The sequence below is a fragment of the Embleya sp. NBC_00888 genome (assembly GCF_045207655.1).
GTDB lineage: Bacteria > Actinomycetota > Actinomycetes > Streptomycetales > Streptomycetaceae > Embleya.
In genome coordinates, this window is the sequence record NZ_CP108784.1 from 4798225 (window position 1) to 4814265 (window position 16041).

Below are 16041 nucleotides of genomic sequence, written 5' to 3' on the forward strand. Positions count from 1 at the left end.
GTTAGGGTGTCGTCCATGCACCGAGACTGGTCGATCTGCCCGCCGCCCCGCCACTGAGCGGGGTGTCCCCGGGTCCGATCCGACGGTTTGGGTCGCGGCCCCTGCCCGACCTGGCCCGAACCGGTGCCGCCCCGCTCCGACGTTGTCCTGTTGGCGTCGAAGCCGGAGCCTTTCCATGTCTGTTCGTACCTTCGTGCACGCTGCCCGGAACACCCGATCCGGGCTCGATCTGTTCGTCCTCGCCGGAGTCCTGTGGGGCACCGGCGGGATCGCCGGCGCGGTCCTGGCCGGCCGCGCCGGTCTGCACCCGGTGGCCATCGCGGCCCACCGGCTGCTCGCCGGCGGTCTGCTGATCACCGGCTACGCGCTCGCCACGGGGCGGCTGCGGGTACGCCGCCCGAGCCGGGCCGAACTCGCCCGGATCGCGGGCGCCGGTGCGCTGTTCACGGTGTTCCAGGCCGCCTACTTCGCGGCCGTGTTGGCCGGCTCGGTGAGTCTGGCCACGCTCACCACCATGGTCGCGGTACACCTCATGGTCACCGTCGGCACGGCCGTGCGCGAGCGGCGCCGACCCGGCCGGATCGTGCTCGCGAGCCTTGCCGCCGCCGCGCTGGGTCTGGTCCTGTTGCTCGGCACACCCGCGGGCGGTGCGGGCGGCGCGCTCGTCGGTGCGGGTTTCGCGCTGGTGGCCGCCGGTGGGTTCGCGGTGCTGACCCTGGACTCCCGACCGGCCCTGCCCACGCTCGATCGGGTCGCGGTGACCGGCCTCGGATTCCTGTTCGGGGGTTGCCTGTTGCTGCCCGCGGGGCTGGTGGTCGGGATGACCGTGCCGATGCGCGCCGACGTCCTGGGCGCGGTGGTCTTCCTGGGTGTGCTGCCCACCGGGGCGGCGTACGTGGCCTACTTCACCGCCCTCGGCCGCGCGCACCCGGCCGGCGCCATCGTGGCGGTGCTGCTCGAACCGCTGACCGCGACCGTGCTCTCCGCGTTCCTGCGCGGTGAGCGGCTCGGCCCGGTGCAACTGCTCGGCGGCCTTCTCGTGCTGACCTCGATCGCCGTACACCGACGCGCGACCGGCCTGCCGGTCCGCGACTGAACCCACGCGGCCCCGTCGGCCCTTCGGGCGGAACCATCCCGAACCACCCGCCCCACGCCCGTTTCTCGGCTAGCGTGCCGGCACACGGAGGAGGTGCCATGCACGTGTCCGAGGATGTGTCCGACGGGGCCGCGTATTCACCGTTCGACCCGACCGCGTTGCCGGCGACGGGGGGTTACTACAAGAAGCTCCCACCCACGCCGTGCACCTACGAGACGGCGCCGTTACCGGCCGAGGCGGTCGACGGCCACCCGATCGTCTGCAAGAACCGCGCGTGCAAGTACTACCGCAAATCCGACAAGGTGGAATACAAGTCCGGTCCACGCGCCTACCGCTGCGAAGAATGCATGACCTGGACGGACTGAACCGATCACCGGGGTGGCGCCATTCCGTGGCAGTGGCCGAAAACCGGCCCGGTCGGCGTCCGAGGCCACCCCACGGCACCGATCACCCGACCGCCGGAAAAAACCCATCAGGGCCATGCGCCACGATCCTGGTGGGTCGGGCCGATCGTCGGGTGACCGTACGGCCACGCGGCGACCAGGCCCGGCCACGTTCGGGGGCGTCCTCGCCGAGGACGCAAGCGCATCATTCCCCGTCGGGGAGCCGCTGATTCCGGTTCGGGGCAAGTGAATTCGGCGATTGTGCCGGTGCGTTCGGGACCGCGGCCGCCGCCGGCGCACGCGCGGCCCTCGCCGCCATCCGGCGCAACCACCACCGGAACACGCAGCCCGCCGCGATCAGGAGGAGCAGCACCACGAAGCCGAAGGACACCCAGAACGCGGTGGGGGTGGGCAACTGCCCCGGCGGGGTGTCCGGCCACGCGCGGGGCAGGTCGTCGGGCGTGCCGAACACCGAGCGCATGGCGAGTGCCGACCGGCGGTAGGTGACCCCGTCCGGCCAGTCCTTGCCGCTCGCCAGCGCGGCCAACCCGGTGGAGAGCCAGATCACCGCGGTGCCCGCGATCAGCAGCAACAGGCCCGCGATCAGCAGGCCGTCCGGGACGCCACGCGAGGGCGCCCGGCCCGGCGTGGGCAGGCGCGGTTCCGGCGGTTGTCCGGGCGAGCCCATCTACGCCGCCGGGTCGTCGGCCAACGCCGCCTCGGCGCGCACCCGTTCCTCCACCGCGTCCTCGGTCATCGCGCGGTCGGTGTAGACCATCGGCCGCTCGGTGTCGGTGATCAGGTGCTTGACCACCTGTACGTTGCCGTTGACGTCCCACACCGCGATACCCGGGGTCAGCGTCGGGATGATCTCCACCGCCCACCGGGGCAGGCCGAGCACCTTCCCGGTCGCGCGCGCCTCGTCCGACTTCTGCATGTACACGGTTCTGGTCGAGGCCATCTTCAGGATCGCCGACGCCTCCTTGGCCGCCGCGCCGTCCACCACGTCGGAGAGGTGGTGCACGACCGCGACGAAGGACAGGCCCAACCGGCGGCCGAACTTGAGCAGGCGCTGGAAGAGTTGGGCCACGAACGGGCTGTTGATGATGTGCCACGCCTCTTCGACCAGGAAGATGCGCTTGACCCGGTCCGGCCGGATCCAGGTGTGCTCCAGCCACACGCCGACGATCGCCATCAGGATCGGCATCGCGATCGAGTTCCGGTCGATGTGCGACAGGTCGAAGATGATCAGCGGCGAGTCCAGGTCGATGCCGTCCGTGGTCGGCCCCTCGAACATGCCCTTGAGGTCGCCGTCGGTGAGCCGGTCCAGGACCAGCGCGACGTCCAGACCCCAGACCCGGACGTCCTTGACGTCCAGGCTGAGCAGTTCGCACGACTCGGGGGTCGGATTGCGCAACGCCTCGACGATGTCCGGGAGGATCGGCTGCCGCCCGTGCACGGTGCGCATCACGTGCGTGTGCGCGGCCTTGAGCGCGTAGCCGGCGCGCTCCTGGAGCGAGTGGCCCATCGCCACCTCGATGATGGTGCGCAACAGCGCCAGCTGGCCGGTGACGGCGATCGCCGGGTCCAGCGGGTTGAGCCGGACCGCGTCGCCGGAGAGGTCGTTGGGGTCCAGTCGGACCGGCTTGACGCCCAGCGCCTCGGCGATCAGGTTCCACTCGCCGACGCCGTCCTCGCCCTGCGCGTCCAGGACCACCACCTGGCGGTCGCGAAAACGCAGCTGGCGCAGCACGTAGGTCTTCTCCAGCGCCGACTTGCCGTTCCCGGACTCGCCCAGGACCAGCCAGTGCGGTGCGGGCAGTTGCTGACCGTAGAGCTGGAAGGGGTCGTAGATGTAGCCCTTGCCGGAGTACACCTCGCGGCCGATGATCACGCCCGAGTCGCCCAGCCCGGGTGCGGCCGTGGGCAGGTAGACCGCCTGGGCCTGGCCGGTGGACGTACGCACCGGCAGCCGCTGGGTCTCGTTGCGGCCGAAGATGATGCCGGAGAAGCCCTGGGTCAACGTGGACATCAGACCCGACACGTGATCACCTCATCCCTCCGTCGCGGCCACTGTCGTGGCCGCCGACGCTCACTTGCGAATGCCCGTCGCGAACGGCAGCGTGTTGACGAACGCGCGGTGCTGCTCGCGGTCGCACCACTCCAGCTTGAGGAAGCACTTTCCCGCCGACGCGCGGATCGTGCGCTTGTCCCGGGAGAGTTGGTCGGGATTGCGCGAGGACACCGTGATGTAGCCGACGATGTTCACTCCCGCCGCGCCGCCCGCCAGGTCCTCGCCGCGCTGGTCGACCCGGCCGGTGTGGGCCATGTCGCGCGGGTCGACCACCCGGTTCATCTTGGCCGCGCGGGCCGCGTCCGCGTCGTCGTTGGTCTTCTCGGTGAGCATGCGCTCGATCGCCACGTCGGTGGGTTCCAGGTCCATCGTGACGGCGACGGTGCGGATCACGTCCGGGGTGTGCACCAGGAGCGGGGCCAGGAAGTTGACGCCGACCGGGGTCAGCGGCCACTCCTTGATCCACGCGGTGGCGTGGCACCACGGCTCGGCCGAGTCCGACTCGCGGGTCTTGGCCTCCAGGTAGTTCTGGTGCGTCGCGTCCAGCTCGGCCGGCCACGCGTAGCGCGCCTGCATGCCCTCGAACGCGTCGATCTGGTGCTCGGGGTCGTACATCGAGTGGATCAGCGAGGACAACCGGGCCTCGTTCAGCGGTTGCCGGACCCGGATGTCCGCCTCGGTCAACCGGGCGCAGACGTCGGTGAGTTCACGTGCCATCACCACGCCGATGCCCTTGTCGCCCTTGCCCATCACGTTCGCCTCGGCGGCCAGCTCCCGGGTGTAGTGCATGCACGCGATCAGGTAGGCCCGGTGCTGCTCGGAGGAAGTGGAGACCATCGACTGGAGCTGCTCGTAGGAGTCCTGGACCCACAGCGGCGCCTTGTGGTCGCCGCGCCGGGCCACGTCCTTGGCGTGCGCGTCCGGGTCGGCGGGCAGCGTCCGGGCCAGCACCTGCAACCGGGTGACGAAGCCGTCGCCGTTCGCCACGTGCTTGAGCAGCGTGCCGAACCGCTCGACCAGCGCCTCCTGGTCCTCCGAGTCGCGCAGCCCCACACCCGGGCCCTCGATCTCGACGGCGGCGGTGACCGTGCGCCGTTCCAGGTGCAGCAGCACGGTCAGGTCGTCCGGGCCGAACGGCACACTCGACCAGGTCACCCGGCCGACCCCGGGCGGGGCGCCGACCGCGACACCCTGACCGGTCAGCCTGGTGCCCGCCTCGGTGACCGCGGACCGGTACTTCGCGCCGCGCTTGAGCGTGCGCTTGTAGGTGCGGTTGATCTCCCACCACTTGTAGAACGTGCGCTTCTTGTACGGCATGTACACGGCGGCGAACGCGAGCAGCGGGAAGCCGACCAGACCGGCGATGCGGATCACCAGGACGGGCACCAACAGGCCCCACATCAGGGCGAGTCCGCCGGCCGCGATGATCAGGAAGATCTCACCGGGCTCGCGGTTCTTGCCGATGACGGCGGTGGGTTTGGCCTTGCCGATCAGGAAGGTCCGCCGTCGGGCGACCGGTTGCGTTGTCATTACTCTTTACCGTTCCTCGCGTGAGGCGTTGCCGCGGGGTTGGCCGGAGGCGTCGGTGCCGGAGTCGGGGCGCCGCCCGATCCGCCGCCGCCCCTGGTGCCATGGGCCGCAATGCCCGACGATACGGCGTTCGCGGTCACCGGGGCAGAGCCGGAACCGGTCGATCCCCGCGAGGCGTGCGCCTGGATGCCCTGCTTCACGTACGTGGCCGGGCCGTTGACCATGGACGCCGGACCCGCCGACTGCATCGCCTTGCGGCTGCTGTGCAGCGAGGCCATGTCGTCGCCGATGCTGGGGACGAAACGGTAGATGAGCACGCTCGCGAAGATGGACAGGAACAGGATCGCCAGGCCCGAGAGCACCGATGAGAACGCGTCGTCCTTGCCGCCGGCGGTGACCGCCGTGGCCAGTCCGAGCACGATCACGATCACCGGTTTGGCGAGCAGTACCGCGATCATGATCCCGGCCCAGCGCCGGACGTGGTGCCACATCGCCTTGTCCACCAGGCCCGAGTACACCGCCGTGCCCAGGATCGCGCCGACGTACAACATCGCGGCGCGGACCAGGAGTTCGACCCACAGCACGGCCGCGGCGGCCATCGAGAGCAAGGACACGAAGATGAGCATCACCGGCCCGCCGCCGAGGTCGCTCGCGGGATCGAGCGCCTTGGAGAAGCCGCCGAGGAACTTGTTGGTGTCCTGTTGGGTGCCGGTGGCGATGGCCGCGGTGACCGCGTCGGTCATCGAGACGGCCAGATAGAGCATCAGCGGCGTGAACGCGGACGCGATCACCGCGAGCCACAGGTAGCCGACCGCCTCGCTGATCGCGGTGCCGATCGGGACCCCGCGCACGGCGCGCTTGGCGACCGCGAGTATCCACAGGATCAGCGTGAGGAACGTGGACGCGGCGAACACCACCGCGTACTGGCGCAGGAAGCCGGGGTTGGTGAAGTCCACCTGCGTGGTGTCGTTGACCGCGCCCGCGAGCTTGTCGATGATCCAGGTGGCCGCGTCGGCGCAGCCCTTGGCGATCGAGCCGAGCGGGTCGGTGACGGTGCCCAGCGGGCCGGTGCCCGGAGCGCTGGGGCCGCCGTTGTTGCAGATGTCCTTGGCGGGGCCGGTGAGCAGGTCGCACTCCGGCTTGCTCGCGGGTGCGCTGGGGCTGGGTGTGCCGCCGGGCGGTGTGGTGGCGCCCGGTGTGGGCTCGGCCCACGCGCGGCCGGCGCCGAGCACGACGACGGTCCAGGCCGCGGTCAGTGTCCCGCCGAGGGTCAGGAATCGGTTGCGAAGGCTGCGGCGTTCCCGGTCAGCGTGCATGGCGCAATTCCCCGAACTCCCCGTCGGCCTTGGCGATGTCGTTGGCGCTGGACGGATCCTGTAGCCCGGAGACCGGAGTCGGGCCCTCCTTCTGACTGAACTCGACCAGCTTCCAGTCACCGTTCACCCACGACAACTTCATCGTGGTGGTGTTCCACGCCTCGGCCACCGGCTTGGTGGAGCCGGGTCCGGCCAGGCCCACCACGCCGACGCTCCAGACCTCGACGGTCGCCGAAGCGGCACCGAAGACAACGGACTTGGTGCCCATCGGGACGGCCCGACAAACGAAGGTCTGTCCCTTGGGCGGCGAGCCGTCCGGTTGCAGGCCGAATGTCGTGGTCTGCGTGCGGTAGGTCTGGTCGGCGCGCGCGAGCAGACCGTCCCGGACCGTCGGGTCGGTGACCGTGGTGATGATCGCGGTGCGCGGCTGGGCCCGGAACATCCGGTCCGAGCCGAACGCGACGACGAAGTTCGCCGCGGCGGACTGGGCGCCCTCCGCGGTCTGCGGGTAGCCGACCGGCACACCCGACTCGACGCGTTCGGGCAACTGCGCGGCGGACAGCGGCGGTCCGCTCGACGGCTCGGGCGCGGCGGAGGTCTTCGCGGCGTCCCCCGTGGTGGAACCGTCGTCCTCGTCCGAGCGGTTGGCGGCGAACAACAGGGAAACGATCACCACGGCGACCACCACGACCACACCGATCCCGGACAGTATGGGGTTGCGTCCGGGCTGCGGATCCTCCGGTGAGGAGGTGGGTCTGGGCAGCCGGGTACGCGTGACGGGTTCCTCGTCGCTCATGGCCTGTCCCCCTTACCGCGGCAGGCCGGAAGATACGGACGACCCGCGCGCACAACACTGTCCCCGGCGGCGGAGCGCCGCCGGGTTCGGTTGCAGCCGGAACGATCTTCCCAGATGGGAACTCATTCCGGTGGCACCGCGCTGTTGCGTGAACACAGGCTCGATTGTCCGGTAAAGGAACCGGAATTGCTGCTCTGCCTCGAATGCGGAATGGGGCATTCCGGTTTCGGGGCGCACGGCACACCGAAGTGCGCCGCGCCCGGGATGAAACACCACGGGATTCGCCACCTTGGGGACGGCAGGGTGCGAATCGGTCTAGATCGCCATTCCGTACACGATCGTGAACAGCGTCCCGAGCGATCCGATGATGAAGACACCGGTCAGGCCGGCGATGATGAGGCCCTTGCCCTGCTCCGCGCTGAACGTGTCGCGCATCGCGGTGGCACCTATGCGCTGCTTCGCCGCGCCCCAGATGGCCAGGGCCAGGCACAGCAGCAGTGCGACGGCCATGATCACCTCGACCATGATCCGGGCCTCCGCCCCCAGCTTCGCGAACGGGCCCCAGTCCGGAGCTATCCCGCCGATGATCGTATTGATGTCGCCATTGCCTTCGCCAAGAAACACGTTGTTCACCGCCCCCGAGGTCGGGCTTTTGGTTGCCTCCGGTCGCATTCGACTGGAGGAGTGGGTCGTTCGTTTATTGTGCTGTGGGGAAGCCGATCGGGCTACCACCTCGGCAAGTGTGTCTGCTCACTGTGTGTATCACGGGTGATTGCGCTGAGCAATCGTGGCGCGCACAATGTGGACGGAGAGTCCGTCGCGGCCCGTCCCGGCCGCGGAGAATCGGGGGTGCCCGCCATGCGCAAAGCCTGGGTCGCCGGTGGCATCGCGTTCGCGATTCCCTTCGGTCTGGTCGGTCTTCTCACTGTAGGCGTCGGTGCGATGCAATCCGCGTCCGGTACGCAGACCGGCGTGGGCGGCACGATGGCGCTGGCTCCCGGCACGGTGCCCGCCGCGTACGCGGCGGCGATCGACAAGTGGGGGCGGCTCTGCCCGGAGATCTCGCCGGCGCTGCTCGCCGCGCAGCTCTACCAGGAGAGCGGCTTCGACCCGAACGCGGTGAGCAACGTGGGAGCCCAGGGCATCGCCCAGTTCATGCCCACGACTTGGCCGGAGTGGGCCACCGACGGCAACGGGGACGGCAAGTCGAGCCCGTGGGATCCCGCCGACGCCATCCCGGCCGCGGCGCGCTACGACTGCTCGTTGGCCAAATATGTCGCCTCGGTGCCCGGCGACCGCACCAACAACATGCTCGCCGCGTACAACGCGGGCGCGTACCGGGTGATGCAGTACAAGGGCATCCCGCCCTACACCCAGACCCAGGACTACGTGAAGTCGATCCGCTCGCTGGAGCAGAGCTTCGGCGTGGTGCAGGCCCCGCTCCAGCCGATGGCGCAGGCGGCGGGCGCGGTCAACTGGGCGCAGACCAAGCTCGGTACCCCCTACCTGTGGGGCGGCGAGGGCACCGCGGCCGACGGCGGCCGGTTCGACTGCTCGGGGCTGACCCAGGCCGCCTACGAGACGGTGAACATCAAACTGCCCCGGGTGGCCAACGACCAGTGGAACGCCGGCCGGCACCCCTCACGCGACCAACTCCTGCCCGGCGACCTGGTGTTCTTCGCCACCGACCTGAGCGACCCGCGCAGCATCCACCACGTCGGGATCTACGTGGGCAACGGCCAGATGATCCACGCGCCGTACACCGGCACGGTGATCAAGTTCGGCCCGATCGACAAGCCGGACTACATCGGCGCGACCCGGGTCACGCCCGAGGGCGCGAAGTCGCTGCCGGACCGCAGCCCCGGCTCGGCGAACAACGATTCGGGCGCGGGCAGTCCGGCCGCCGACCCGGGCCGCTCCACCGCGTCGGGCGGCAAGGTGCCGGCCCGACTTCCGGCCGCGGCCGAGCCGCGCGGCGCGGGTGCGGGCGGCGCGCGGGCACGCTGACCGCCGGGCGCCACGCGTTTCCGGCCGGCCGATCGGGCCGTGCCGGGTGCGGGCGGGCGCCGGCGACCGGCGATGATGAGGCCGGTTCGCCCGCGACGGCAGAAAGGTACCGGCCGAGATGGCGATGATCCCCGGCACCGGCAGATTCACCGCGGTGGTCGGCGTCCTGGCGCTGGGCTTCGCGCTCGGGGTGGTGAAGCTGACCGGCCCGTACGGTTCGCCCCCGTACCACGCGCCGACCCGACCGATCGGCATCGAGACCCTGACACCGCGGCCCGGCACGACCGGTGCGGTGATGCAGGTGGTCGCGCACCAGGACGACGACCTCTACTTCATGAACCCCGACGTGGACCGCGCGGTGCGGGCGGGCACGGAGAGCGTCACGGTCTTCCTCACCGCGGGCGAGGCGGACGGGCGCAACGGCCCCGGCGGACGGCCCGATCCCCAGGCGTACGCCGCCGCGCGCAACAACGGCTCACGCGCCGCGTACGCGTTCATGGCGCTCGGGGATCGCGCGGCGCGCTGGGAGCGGCACAGCGTACGGCTGCGCGACGGCGCGCACGCCGAACTCGACCGACTCGTGGACGCCCCGAACATCAAGCTGGTGTTCCTCAACACCCGCAAGGAGGAGGGCATCGGCGCGCACGGGCGGCTGCGCACGTTGTGGAACGGCTCGGAACGCGAACTGGACACGCTGGCCCCACGGGACGAGCCGGCGGGCGGACCCTACACGTACACCAGGGACGGCCTGATCGACTCGCTCGCGGACCTGATGCGGGCCCAGACGCCGACCGTGGTGCGCACGCTCGACCCGGAGCCGGATCGGCAGCGACACGATGGCGCGCACCCCGTACACGCCGACAACGGCGGCGTCTCGGACCACCAGGACCACACCGCCGCCGCGCAGTTCACGTGGGAGGCGCTGCGCCGGTACAACGCCGATCGACCGGCCGCGAGCGCCGCCGCGATCGCCTACCGGGGCTACTACAACGAGCGTTGGCCGCACAATCTGGCGCCGGCGGCGCGCGAGCGCAAGGACGGGATCAACCGGGTGTACGGCTGGACGGACCGGGTGCGTCACTGCCCGGGTCGGGTGGACTGCGGCGACCTCAAGGTGCGGGACACCGCGCCCGGGACCAACTGGCCGCAGAGCACCACCTACCGCTACCCGAACGCGGGAGTGCGCCCGGTGCTCGGCGCGGACGGCCGGCTCACCGCGTGGGCCGTGCTCGGCGGGCGCGTCACCCGGTGGACCCAGGACGCCGTCGGCGGCCCGAACTGGTCCCCGGCGCACTCGATGCCCGGCCCCGGCGACGGCGAACTCGCCCCGGGGCTCGCCGCGGTGCGCACGGCGGACGGCCGGATCGCGGTGTTCGCGCTGCGCATCGGCGGCGCCCGACGGGCCGATCGGGACCGGTTCGAGATCCTCACGGCGACCGAGACGACGCCCGGCGGCGAATTGGGGCCGTGGCACCGCCTGGGCAACCCCGACGGCGACGGACGCGGCCCGGGCACACCGGTGGTCGCAGTGGACGGCGCGGGCGGGCTGTACCTGTTCGTGCGCGACCGGGACAAGGGGATCAGCGGCCGTCATCGGCCCGCCGGGAGCGACACGTGGTCGCCGTGGCGGGACCTGGGCGGCGGCGAGATCGTCGAGGGGCCCGGCGCGGTGACCCGCCCGGACGGCCGGGTCGTGGTCTTCGGCACTGCGCGCGAGGGCATCCGCTACTGGGAACCGGTCGGCGAGCGGTCGGGGCCGCCGCGCACGATCGCGGCCGAGCGACCGGCGGGCCCGCCCGCCGTGTCGGTGGGCGCCGACGGCAGGGTGGGCGTCGCCTACCGGCGGGCCGGCACACCGGAGATCGCGAGCGTGGTCGAGGGCGGGCCGAACGGGTGGGTGCCGGCCGGCTCGGGCGCCGCGGGCGCGGGCTACGAGGCGTTGAGCCGAGTGCCCCGAGCGGACGGCACGACGGCGACGCTGACCCGGGACGCCGACGGCCGGCCGATCGTGCTCGGCGCGTCCGGGGCGCCGGTCGTGCTCGACGAGCGCGCGGTCGCGGTCGATCCCACCGGCGCGCCGGACGGCGCCGGGCACGCGGTGGCCCTGTGGCTCGGTCCGGACGGCGCGCTGCGCACCGCGCGGCTGCCCTGACGGCACCGTCGGGACACGCGCACCGGTCCGCACACGTGAACCGTTCGGACACGCGAACCGTTCGGACACGCGCACCGGTCCGCACACGCGAACGGCGGGCGCTCCCGGGAGGGAACGCCCGCCGTTCGGTGCAGCGGTGACTCGAATGCAGCGGGTGCAGCGGGTGGAGCGGGTGACTCAGACGCTGACGCCGTGGCTGCGCAGCCACGTCATCGGGTTGACCGCGGAGCCGTAGTTCGGCGTGGTGCGGACCTCGAAGTGCAGGTGCGGGCCGGTGACGTTGCCGGTCGCGCCGGAGAGCGCGATCTTCTGGCCGGTCTGCACCTTCATCCCGGCCTTGACCGAGATCGAGGACAGGTGCGCGTACTGGGTGTACTTGCCGTCCGCGTGCCGGATGACGACCTCGTTGCCGTACGCGCCGCCCCAACCGGCCGACACGACGGTGCCCGAGGTGACCGCGCGCACCGTGGTGCCGGTCGAGACCGCGAAGTCCTGGCCGGTGTGGCTGCCGCTGGACCAGCGCGAGCCGCCGGAGCCGAAGCTCGCGGTGAGCGTGGCGCCCGAGACCGGGGCGACGTACGAGCCGGAGGCGGTCGTCGTCGAGTCGGTCTTGGCGGCCTCGGTCTTGGTGGTCACGGCCTTCGGAGCCGGCTTGCTCTCCGTCTTGGCCTTCGGGGCCTCGGCCTTGGGCGCCTCGGTCTTCGGCGTCTCGGCCTTCTGCACCTCGACCTTGGGCTCGGCGGCCTCGGTCTTGGTGGTGGTCGGCGCGGCCTTGCCGTCGACCGCGAGCTTTTGACCCGGGAAGATCAGGTCGGGGTTCTCGCCGACGACGGACTTGTTGGCCTCGTACAGCTTCGGCCAACCGCCGGGCACGTGCGCGGCGTTCGCGATCTTGGAGAGCGTGTCGCCGGTGACCACGACATAGGACGAGGTCGCGGCGGCCGGCTCGGTCTTCGGCGTCTCGGTCTTGGGTGCCTCGGTCTTCGGGGCCTCGGCCTTGGGGGCCTCGGTCTTCGGAGCCTCGGTCTTGACCTCGATCTTCGGCGCGGCTTCCGTCTTCTTCGGGGCCGGCTTGGCGGTCTCGGTCTTGGGAGCGGTCTTCGGCGCGGTCTTGCCGGCCGAGGAGCCGGTGTCGACGTCGGCGGCGGCGCCGCCTCGGGTCAGGCCCGCCTTGACCGAGCACACCGGCCACGCGCCGGGGCCCTGGCCCTTGAGGACCTTCTCGGCGATCGCGATCTGCTGACCCTTGGTCGCCAGGTCGGCCCGGGCGGCGAACTCCGTGCCGCCGAACGCCTTCCAGGTGCTCGCGGTGAACTGCAGGCCGCCGTAGAAGCCGTTTCCGGTGTTGATCTGCCAGTTGCCCGTGCTCTCGCACTGGGCGACCTTGTCCCAGGTGCTCACGGAGGCGGCCTGGGCGGTGCCCGCGCCGATGATCGGCATGGCGACGCCGACTCCGGCGACACCCGCCGCGGCGATCAGACGCGTGGTCCTACTGGTGCTGCGACGGCGATGACGCCCGGTTCCGGACAGCATGGCTGGATCCTCTCCCACGCCTACGAGGTGAGCTGTCGGATTCGGGCCGGAGATCGATAGCCCGGCCACGTCCCGAAGGACATGGCTTCACCCCAAGCCGTTCGCGGCGTCCGATCATCGAGATCGGGGCCGTTCGCGGCGGTTCACCTGTGGTTCCCCCGCTCCTGTCGTGTGGTGCTCGTCAGCCTCCCGAACGGCCGGCGACAGGATTCGGCGTACCGGCGATCGGGGTCCGTGTGGGATACGGACGGATCGAACGCTAAGCAGGCCTCGCCGAAGATCACAAGTCTGTGTCGGATAGACGTCGATTATCCGTTTTGCGGATGAGCGCAATGTAGATGATCCCTTACGGAAAGGACCGTAGTTGGCGTTCCGTGGTGGAAGGGACGGAAACGCGTGACAACGGCCCTTGGTCGCCGTGTAGGTCGATCACCCGGGAAAGATCACCTACGTCCCGTTCGTCACATCCGCATCGCGTGTGGCGTCGCGCGGACCGGGCGCCTGCCCACCGACATGGGCGTTCGCACCCGTGGTCGACGTGATTCGTCCCACAAACGAAGCGCGCCATGTCCGATTTGCCCCAGGCGACTTCACCCTGCGCCGTCGCGGGATCGCGACGCGACACCGCCCGCGACCGCTCGCGGCGCCGGCCGATGCGCGGCGCCGCGGGCGGTGTGTGCGGGACTCAGCCGCGCTGCGCGCGCCAGCCGGCCCAGGCGCTCTCCACCATGTCCGCCGTGTCGTGCCGGGCCTTCCAGCCCAGTTCGGTGGTGATGCGATCGGCGCTCGCGACCACCCGGGCCGGGTCGCCCGCGCGCCGGGGTCGCAGCTCCGGCGCGATGTCGCGCAAACCGGTGACCTCGCGGATGAGTTCCACCATCTCGCGCACCGACGTGCCCTCACCGCGACCGACGTTCAACACCAGCCGCGCGTCCGGGTCGGTGCCGAGCCGACGGGTGGCCGCCACGTGCGCCTCGGCCAGGTCCACCACATGGATGAAGTCGCGCACGCAGGTGCCGTCCGGGGTGTCGTAGTCGTCCCCGAAGATCACCGGCGGCTGATCCGCCGTCAGCTTCTCCAGCACCATCGGCACGAGGTTGAACACGCCCTCGTCCGCGAGCTCCGGCGCGCCCGCGCCCGCGACGTTGAAGTAGCGCAGCGCGGCGTACGAGATGCCGTGCGCGCGCGCTGTGGCCTTGATCATCCACTCGCCGACGAGCTTGCTCTCGCCGTACGGGTTGATCGGCAGGCACGGGGTGTCCTCGTCGACGAGGTCGACGTCGGGCATGCCGTAGACGGCGGCGCTGGAGGAGAACACGACGCGCGTGACGTCGGCCGCGACCATGGCCGCGAGCAGGACGCGCAGGCCCTCGACGTTCTCCTCGTAGTAGTAGAGGGGGCGCGCGACCGATTCGGGCACCTGCTTCTTCGCCGCGATGTGCACCACGCCGTCCACGGCGTGCGCCCGGAACGTCTCGTCCAGCAGCGCCCGGTCCAGCACCGAGCCGACCACCAGCGGCACCTTCTCGGGAACCCGTTCGCGCGCGCCCGTGGAGAAGTCGTCGAGGACGACCACATCCTCGCCGGCCGCGAGCAACGCCCGCACGACATGCGTCCCGATGTACCCGGCACCGCCGGTGACAAGCCACTTCATGAGGCGACCCTACCCGGCATCCCGGGTTCGCGGAGGGAGCGCGAACCGCGCGCGGCGACCCGTCCGACGCACCCCTTCCAGGGTGCCTGACCCGGGGTCGGGTCGACCGTTACCATGCACAGGATCTCGTGGGCAGGGCGCATATTCGCTCAGGAGGGATCCTGCGTCGCTTCTGGGGCGGCCACATCGGGAAGGGCGTAAAGCGCGTGCGACGCGACTTCGGAGTGGGTCGGCATGGAACGTTGGCCGAACGATTCTCCGGCCGGGACAACAGCATCGGATTGATCCGGCTCCTGCTGGCCACAGCGGTCGTGGTGGCGCACGCGCACATCCTGGGCGGCTTCGGCAAGCACGAGCCGGGCAACGGCTTCACCGGCATGCAGGTCGGCCTCGGCCGGATGTCCGTGTACGGCTTCTTCGTGTTGTCCGGCTTCCTGATCACCCGCAGCGGCATGCGCACCACGACCGGGCGCTACCTGTGGCACCGGATGTTGCGCATCCTGCCCGGTCTGTGGGTCTGCGTGCTGTTCACCGCGCTGGTGGCCGCGCCGATCATGTTCCGTCACCAGCAGGGTTCGCTGGACGGTTTCTGGCGCCATGGCGAAGGCCCGTTCGACTACATCCGCGCGAACTGGTGGACCGGTCTGCGGCAGTTGGACATCTCCAACATCCTGGCCACCGGGAAGAAGGAGGGGCACGCCTTCGACCCCGGCTTCGACGGCGCGCTGTGGTCGCTGAGCTACGAGATGACCTGCTACGTGGTCGTCGCGGCGATGGCCTGGTCCGGCGTGCTGCGCGGATCCCGCCGGTTCGTGCTGCTGGTGACCACCCTGCTGTACGGCTGGATCGTCATGGACCTGGTGAACGCCCCCGGCTGGCGCGGTCCGCAGAACACCAACGGCACCAACATCCACGTGCCGATCCTGAGCGAGTTCATCGGCCCGCTGCACAGCCAGTATCTGATCTACCTGAGCTTCCTCTTCTGCGTCGGCATGCTCTTCCAGCTCTACCAGGAGCGCATCCCGGTCAACGACGTGCTCGGCGTGGTCTCGATCGTCGCGTTGTTCGCGAGCATGCGCTTCGGCGGCTTCTTCGTGATCGGCTTCCCGGCCTTCGCGTACGCCCTGATGTGGCTCGCGGTGCGCCTGCCCAAGCCCTTCCGGGTGGTCGGCCGCAAGCGCGACCTGTCGTACGGCATCTATATCTACGGCTTCGTCGTCGAGCAGTTCCTGGTCGTGCTCGGGTACAACCGCCACGGCTTCATGGCCTACCTCGGCCTGTCGCTGGTCGGCACCTTCGTTCTGGCCGCCGCTTCGTGGTACCTGGTGGAGAAGCCCGCGATGCGGTTGAAGGACTGGACCCCGGGCCTGTTCCGGTCCCGGTTGCCGGAGCCCAAGCCCGCCCAAGCCGAGACGGCCACCTCGGACACGACGAAGGCGGCGCCGGGTTCCTCGCCCTCGACGCCGCCCTCTTCCGTATCGGTGAACCGCTAGGACCACC

Annotated in this window: 13 protein-coding genes and 1 riboswitch; of the genes, 5 read left to right on the forward strand and 8 right to left on the reverse strand. The window is 70.7% G+C overall.

From position 1 onward, the window contains the following. Positions 1 to 175: 175 nt before the first annotated feature. Complete coding sequence (locus OG948_RS20240) at positions 176 to 1096, forward strand: DMT family transporter (protein ID WP_406297867.1); 921 nt, start codon at positions 176 to 178, stop codon at positions 1094 to 1096. Between the two features lie 98 nt (positions 1097 to 1194). After that, positions 1195 to 1461 (forward strand): hypothetical protein, encoded by a 267-nt coding sequence (locus OG948_RS20245; protein WP_406297868.1) that lies wholly within the window; start codon positions 1195 to 1197, stop codon positions 1459 to 1461. Between the two features lie 223 nt (positions 1462 to 1684). On the opposite strand, the gene OG948_RS20250 is transcribed toward OG948_RS20245, so the two are convergent. The 6 genes from OG948_RS20250 to OG948_RS20275 form a co-directional block, all read right to left on the reverse strand. Next, positions 1685 to 2167, reverse strand: a complete 483-nt coding sequence (locus OG948_RS20250; RefSeq protein WP_406297869.1) for a hypothetical protein — start codon at positions 2165 to 2167, stop codon at positions 1685 to 1687. Then, positions 2168 to 3511: an ATP-binding protein gene (locus OG948_RS20255; protein WP_406300305.1), complete on the reverse strand. Its 1344-nt coding sequence runs from the start codon at positions 3509 to 3511 to the stop codon at positions 2168 to 2170. Between the two features lie 60 nt (positions 3512 to 3571). Beyond that, entirely contained in the window at positions 3572 to 5083 is a 1512-nt protein-coding gene (locus tag OG948_RS20260) for an SCO6880 family protein (RefSeq protein WP_402236012.1), read from the reverse strand. Next, positions 5083 to 6399: a hypothetical protein gene (locus OG948_RS20265; RefSeq protein ID WP_406297870.1), complete on the reverse strand. Its 1317-nt coding sequence runs from the start codon at positions 6397 to 6399 to the stop codon at positions 5083 to 5085. Before OG948_RS20265 ends, OG948_RS20260 begins: the two co-directional genes overlap by 1 nt. Continuing rightward, positions 6389 to 7195, reverse strand: coding sequence for a hypothetical protein (locus OG948_RS20270; RefSeq protein WP_406297871.1), 807 nt, complete (start codon positions 7193 to 7195; stop codon positions 6389 to 6391). Before OG948_RS20270 ends, OG948_RS20265 begins: the two co-directional genes overlap by 11 nt. A gap of 315 nt (positions 7196 to 7510) precedes the next feature. Then, positions 7511 to 7819, reverse strand: coding sequence for a hypothetical protein (locus OG948_RS20275; RefSeq protein ID WP_395864725.1), 309 nt, complete (start codon positions 7817 to 7819; stop codon positions 7511 to 7513). A 234-nt stretch (positions 7820 to 8053) separates the two neighbouring features. On the opposite strand from OG948_RS20275, the gene OG948_RS20280 reads away from it, so the two are divergent. Then, complete coding sequence (locus OG948_RS20280; protein ID WP_406297872.1) at positions 8054 to 9202, forward strand: NlpC/P60 family protein; 1149 nt, start codon at positions 8054 to 8056, stop codon at positions 9200 to 9202. A gap of 118 nt (positions 9203 to 9320) precedes the next feature. Next, positions 9321 to 11354 (forward strand): PIG-L family deacetylase, encoded by a 2034-nt coding sequence (locus tag OG948_RS20285; protein ID WP_406297873.1) that lies wholly within the window; start codon positions 9321 to 9323, stop codon positions 11352 to 11354. 177 nt (positions 11355 to 11531) lie between these two features. On the opposite strand, the gene OG948_RS20290 is transcribed toward OG948_RS20285, so the two are convergent. Next, positions 11532 to 12887 (reverse strand): transglycosylase family protein, encoded by a 1356-nt coding sequence (locus OG948_RS20290; protein WP_406297874.1) that lies wholly within the window; start codon positions 12885 to 12887, stop codon positions 11532 to 11534. Between the two features lie 4 nt (positions 12888 to 12891). Beyond that, a riboswitch (cyclic di-AMP (ydaO/yuaA leader) is annotated at positions 12892 to 13113 on the reverse strand. Between the two features lie 459 nt (positions 13114 to 13572). Further along, entirely contained in the window at positions 13573 to 14541 is a 969-nt protein-coding gene (gene galE / locus OG948_RS20295) for a UDP-glucose 4-epimerase GalE (protein ID WP_406297875.1), read from the reverse strand. A gap of 242 nt (positions 14542 to 14783) precedes the next feature. Here galE and OG948_RS20300 point away from each other — a divergent pair, with 242 nt between their 5' ends. Then, entirely contained in the window at positions 14784 to 16034 is a 1251-nt protein-coding gene (locus tag OG948_RS20300; RefSeq protein ID WP_406297876.1) for an acyltransferase family protein, read from the forward strand. Positions 16035 to 16041: the final 7 nt, after the last annotated feature.

Bases quoted from the DNA above. Each gene is read 5' to 3' on its own strand.
- OG948_RS20240 (WP_406297867.1), top strand. From the start codon at position 176: ATGTCTGTTCGTACCTTCGTGCACGCTGCCCGGAACACCCGATCCGGG.
- OG948_RS20245 (WP_406297868.1), top strand. From the start codon at position 1,195: ATGCACGTGTCCGAGGATGTGTCCGACGGGGCCGCGTATTCACCGTTC.
- OG948_RS20250 (WP_406297869.1), bottom strand. From the start codon at position 2,167: ATGGGCTCGCCCGGACAACCGCCGGAACCGCGCCTGCCCACGCCGGGC.
- OG948_RS20255 (WP_406300305.1), bottom strand. From the start codon at position 3,511: ATGTCCACGTTGACCCAGGGCTTCTCCGGCATCATCTTCGGCCGCAAC.
- OG948_RS20260 (WP_402236012.1), bottom strand. From the start codon at position 5,083: ATGACAACGCAACCGGTCGCCCGACGGCGGACCTTCCTGATCGGCAAG.
- OG948_RS20265 (WP_406297870.1), bottom strand. From the start codon at position 6,399: ATGCACGCTGACCGGGAACGCCGCAGCCTTCGCAACCGATTCCTGACC.
- OG948_RS20270 (WP_406297871.1), bottom strand. From the start codon at position 7,195: ATGAGCGACGAGGAACCCGTCACGCGTACCCGGCTGCCCAGACCCACC.
- OG948_RS20280 (WP_406297872.1), top strand. From the start codon at position 8,054: ATGCGCAAAGCCTGGGTCGCCGGTGGCATCGCGTTCGCGATTCCCTTC.
- OG948_RS20285 (WP_406297873.1), top strand. From the start codon at position 9,321: ATGGCGATGATCCCCGGCACCGGCAGATTCACCGCGGTGGTCGGCGTC.
- OG948_RS20290 (WP_406297874.1), bottom strand. From the start codon at position 12,887: ATGCTGTCCGGAACCGGGCGTCATCGCCGTCGCAGCACCAGTAGGACC.
- galE (WP_406297875.1), bottom strand. From the start codon at position 14,541: ATGAAGTGGCTTGTCACCGGCGGTGCCGGGTACATCGGGACGCATGTC.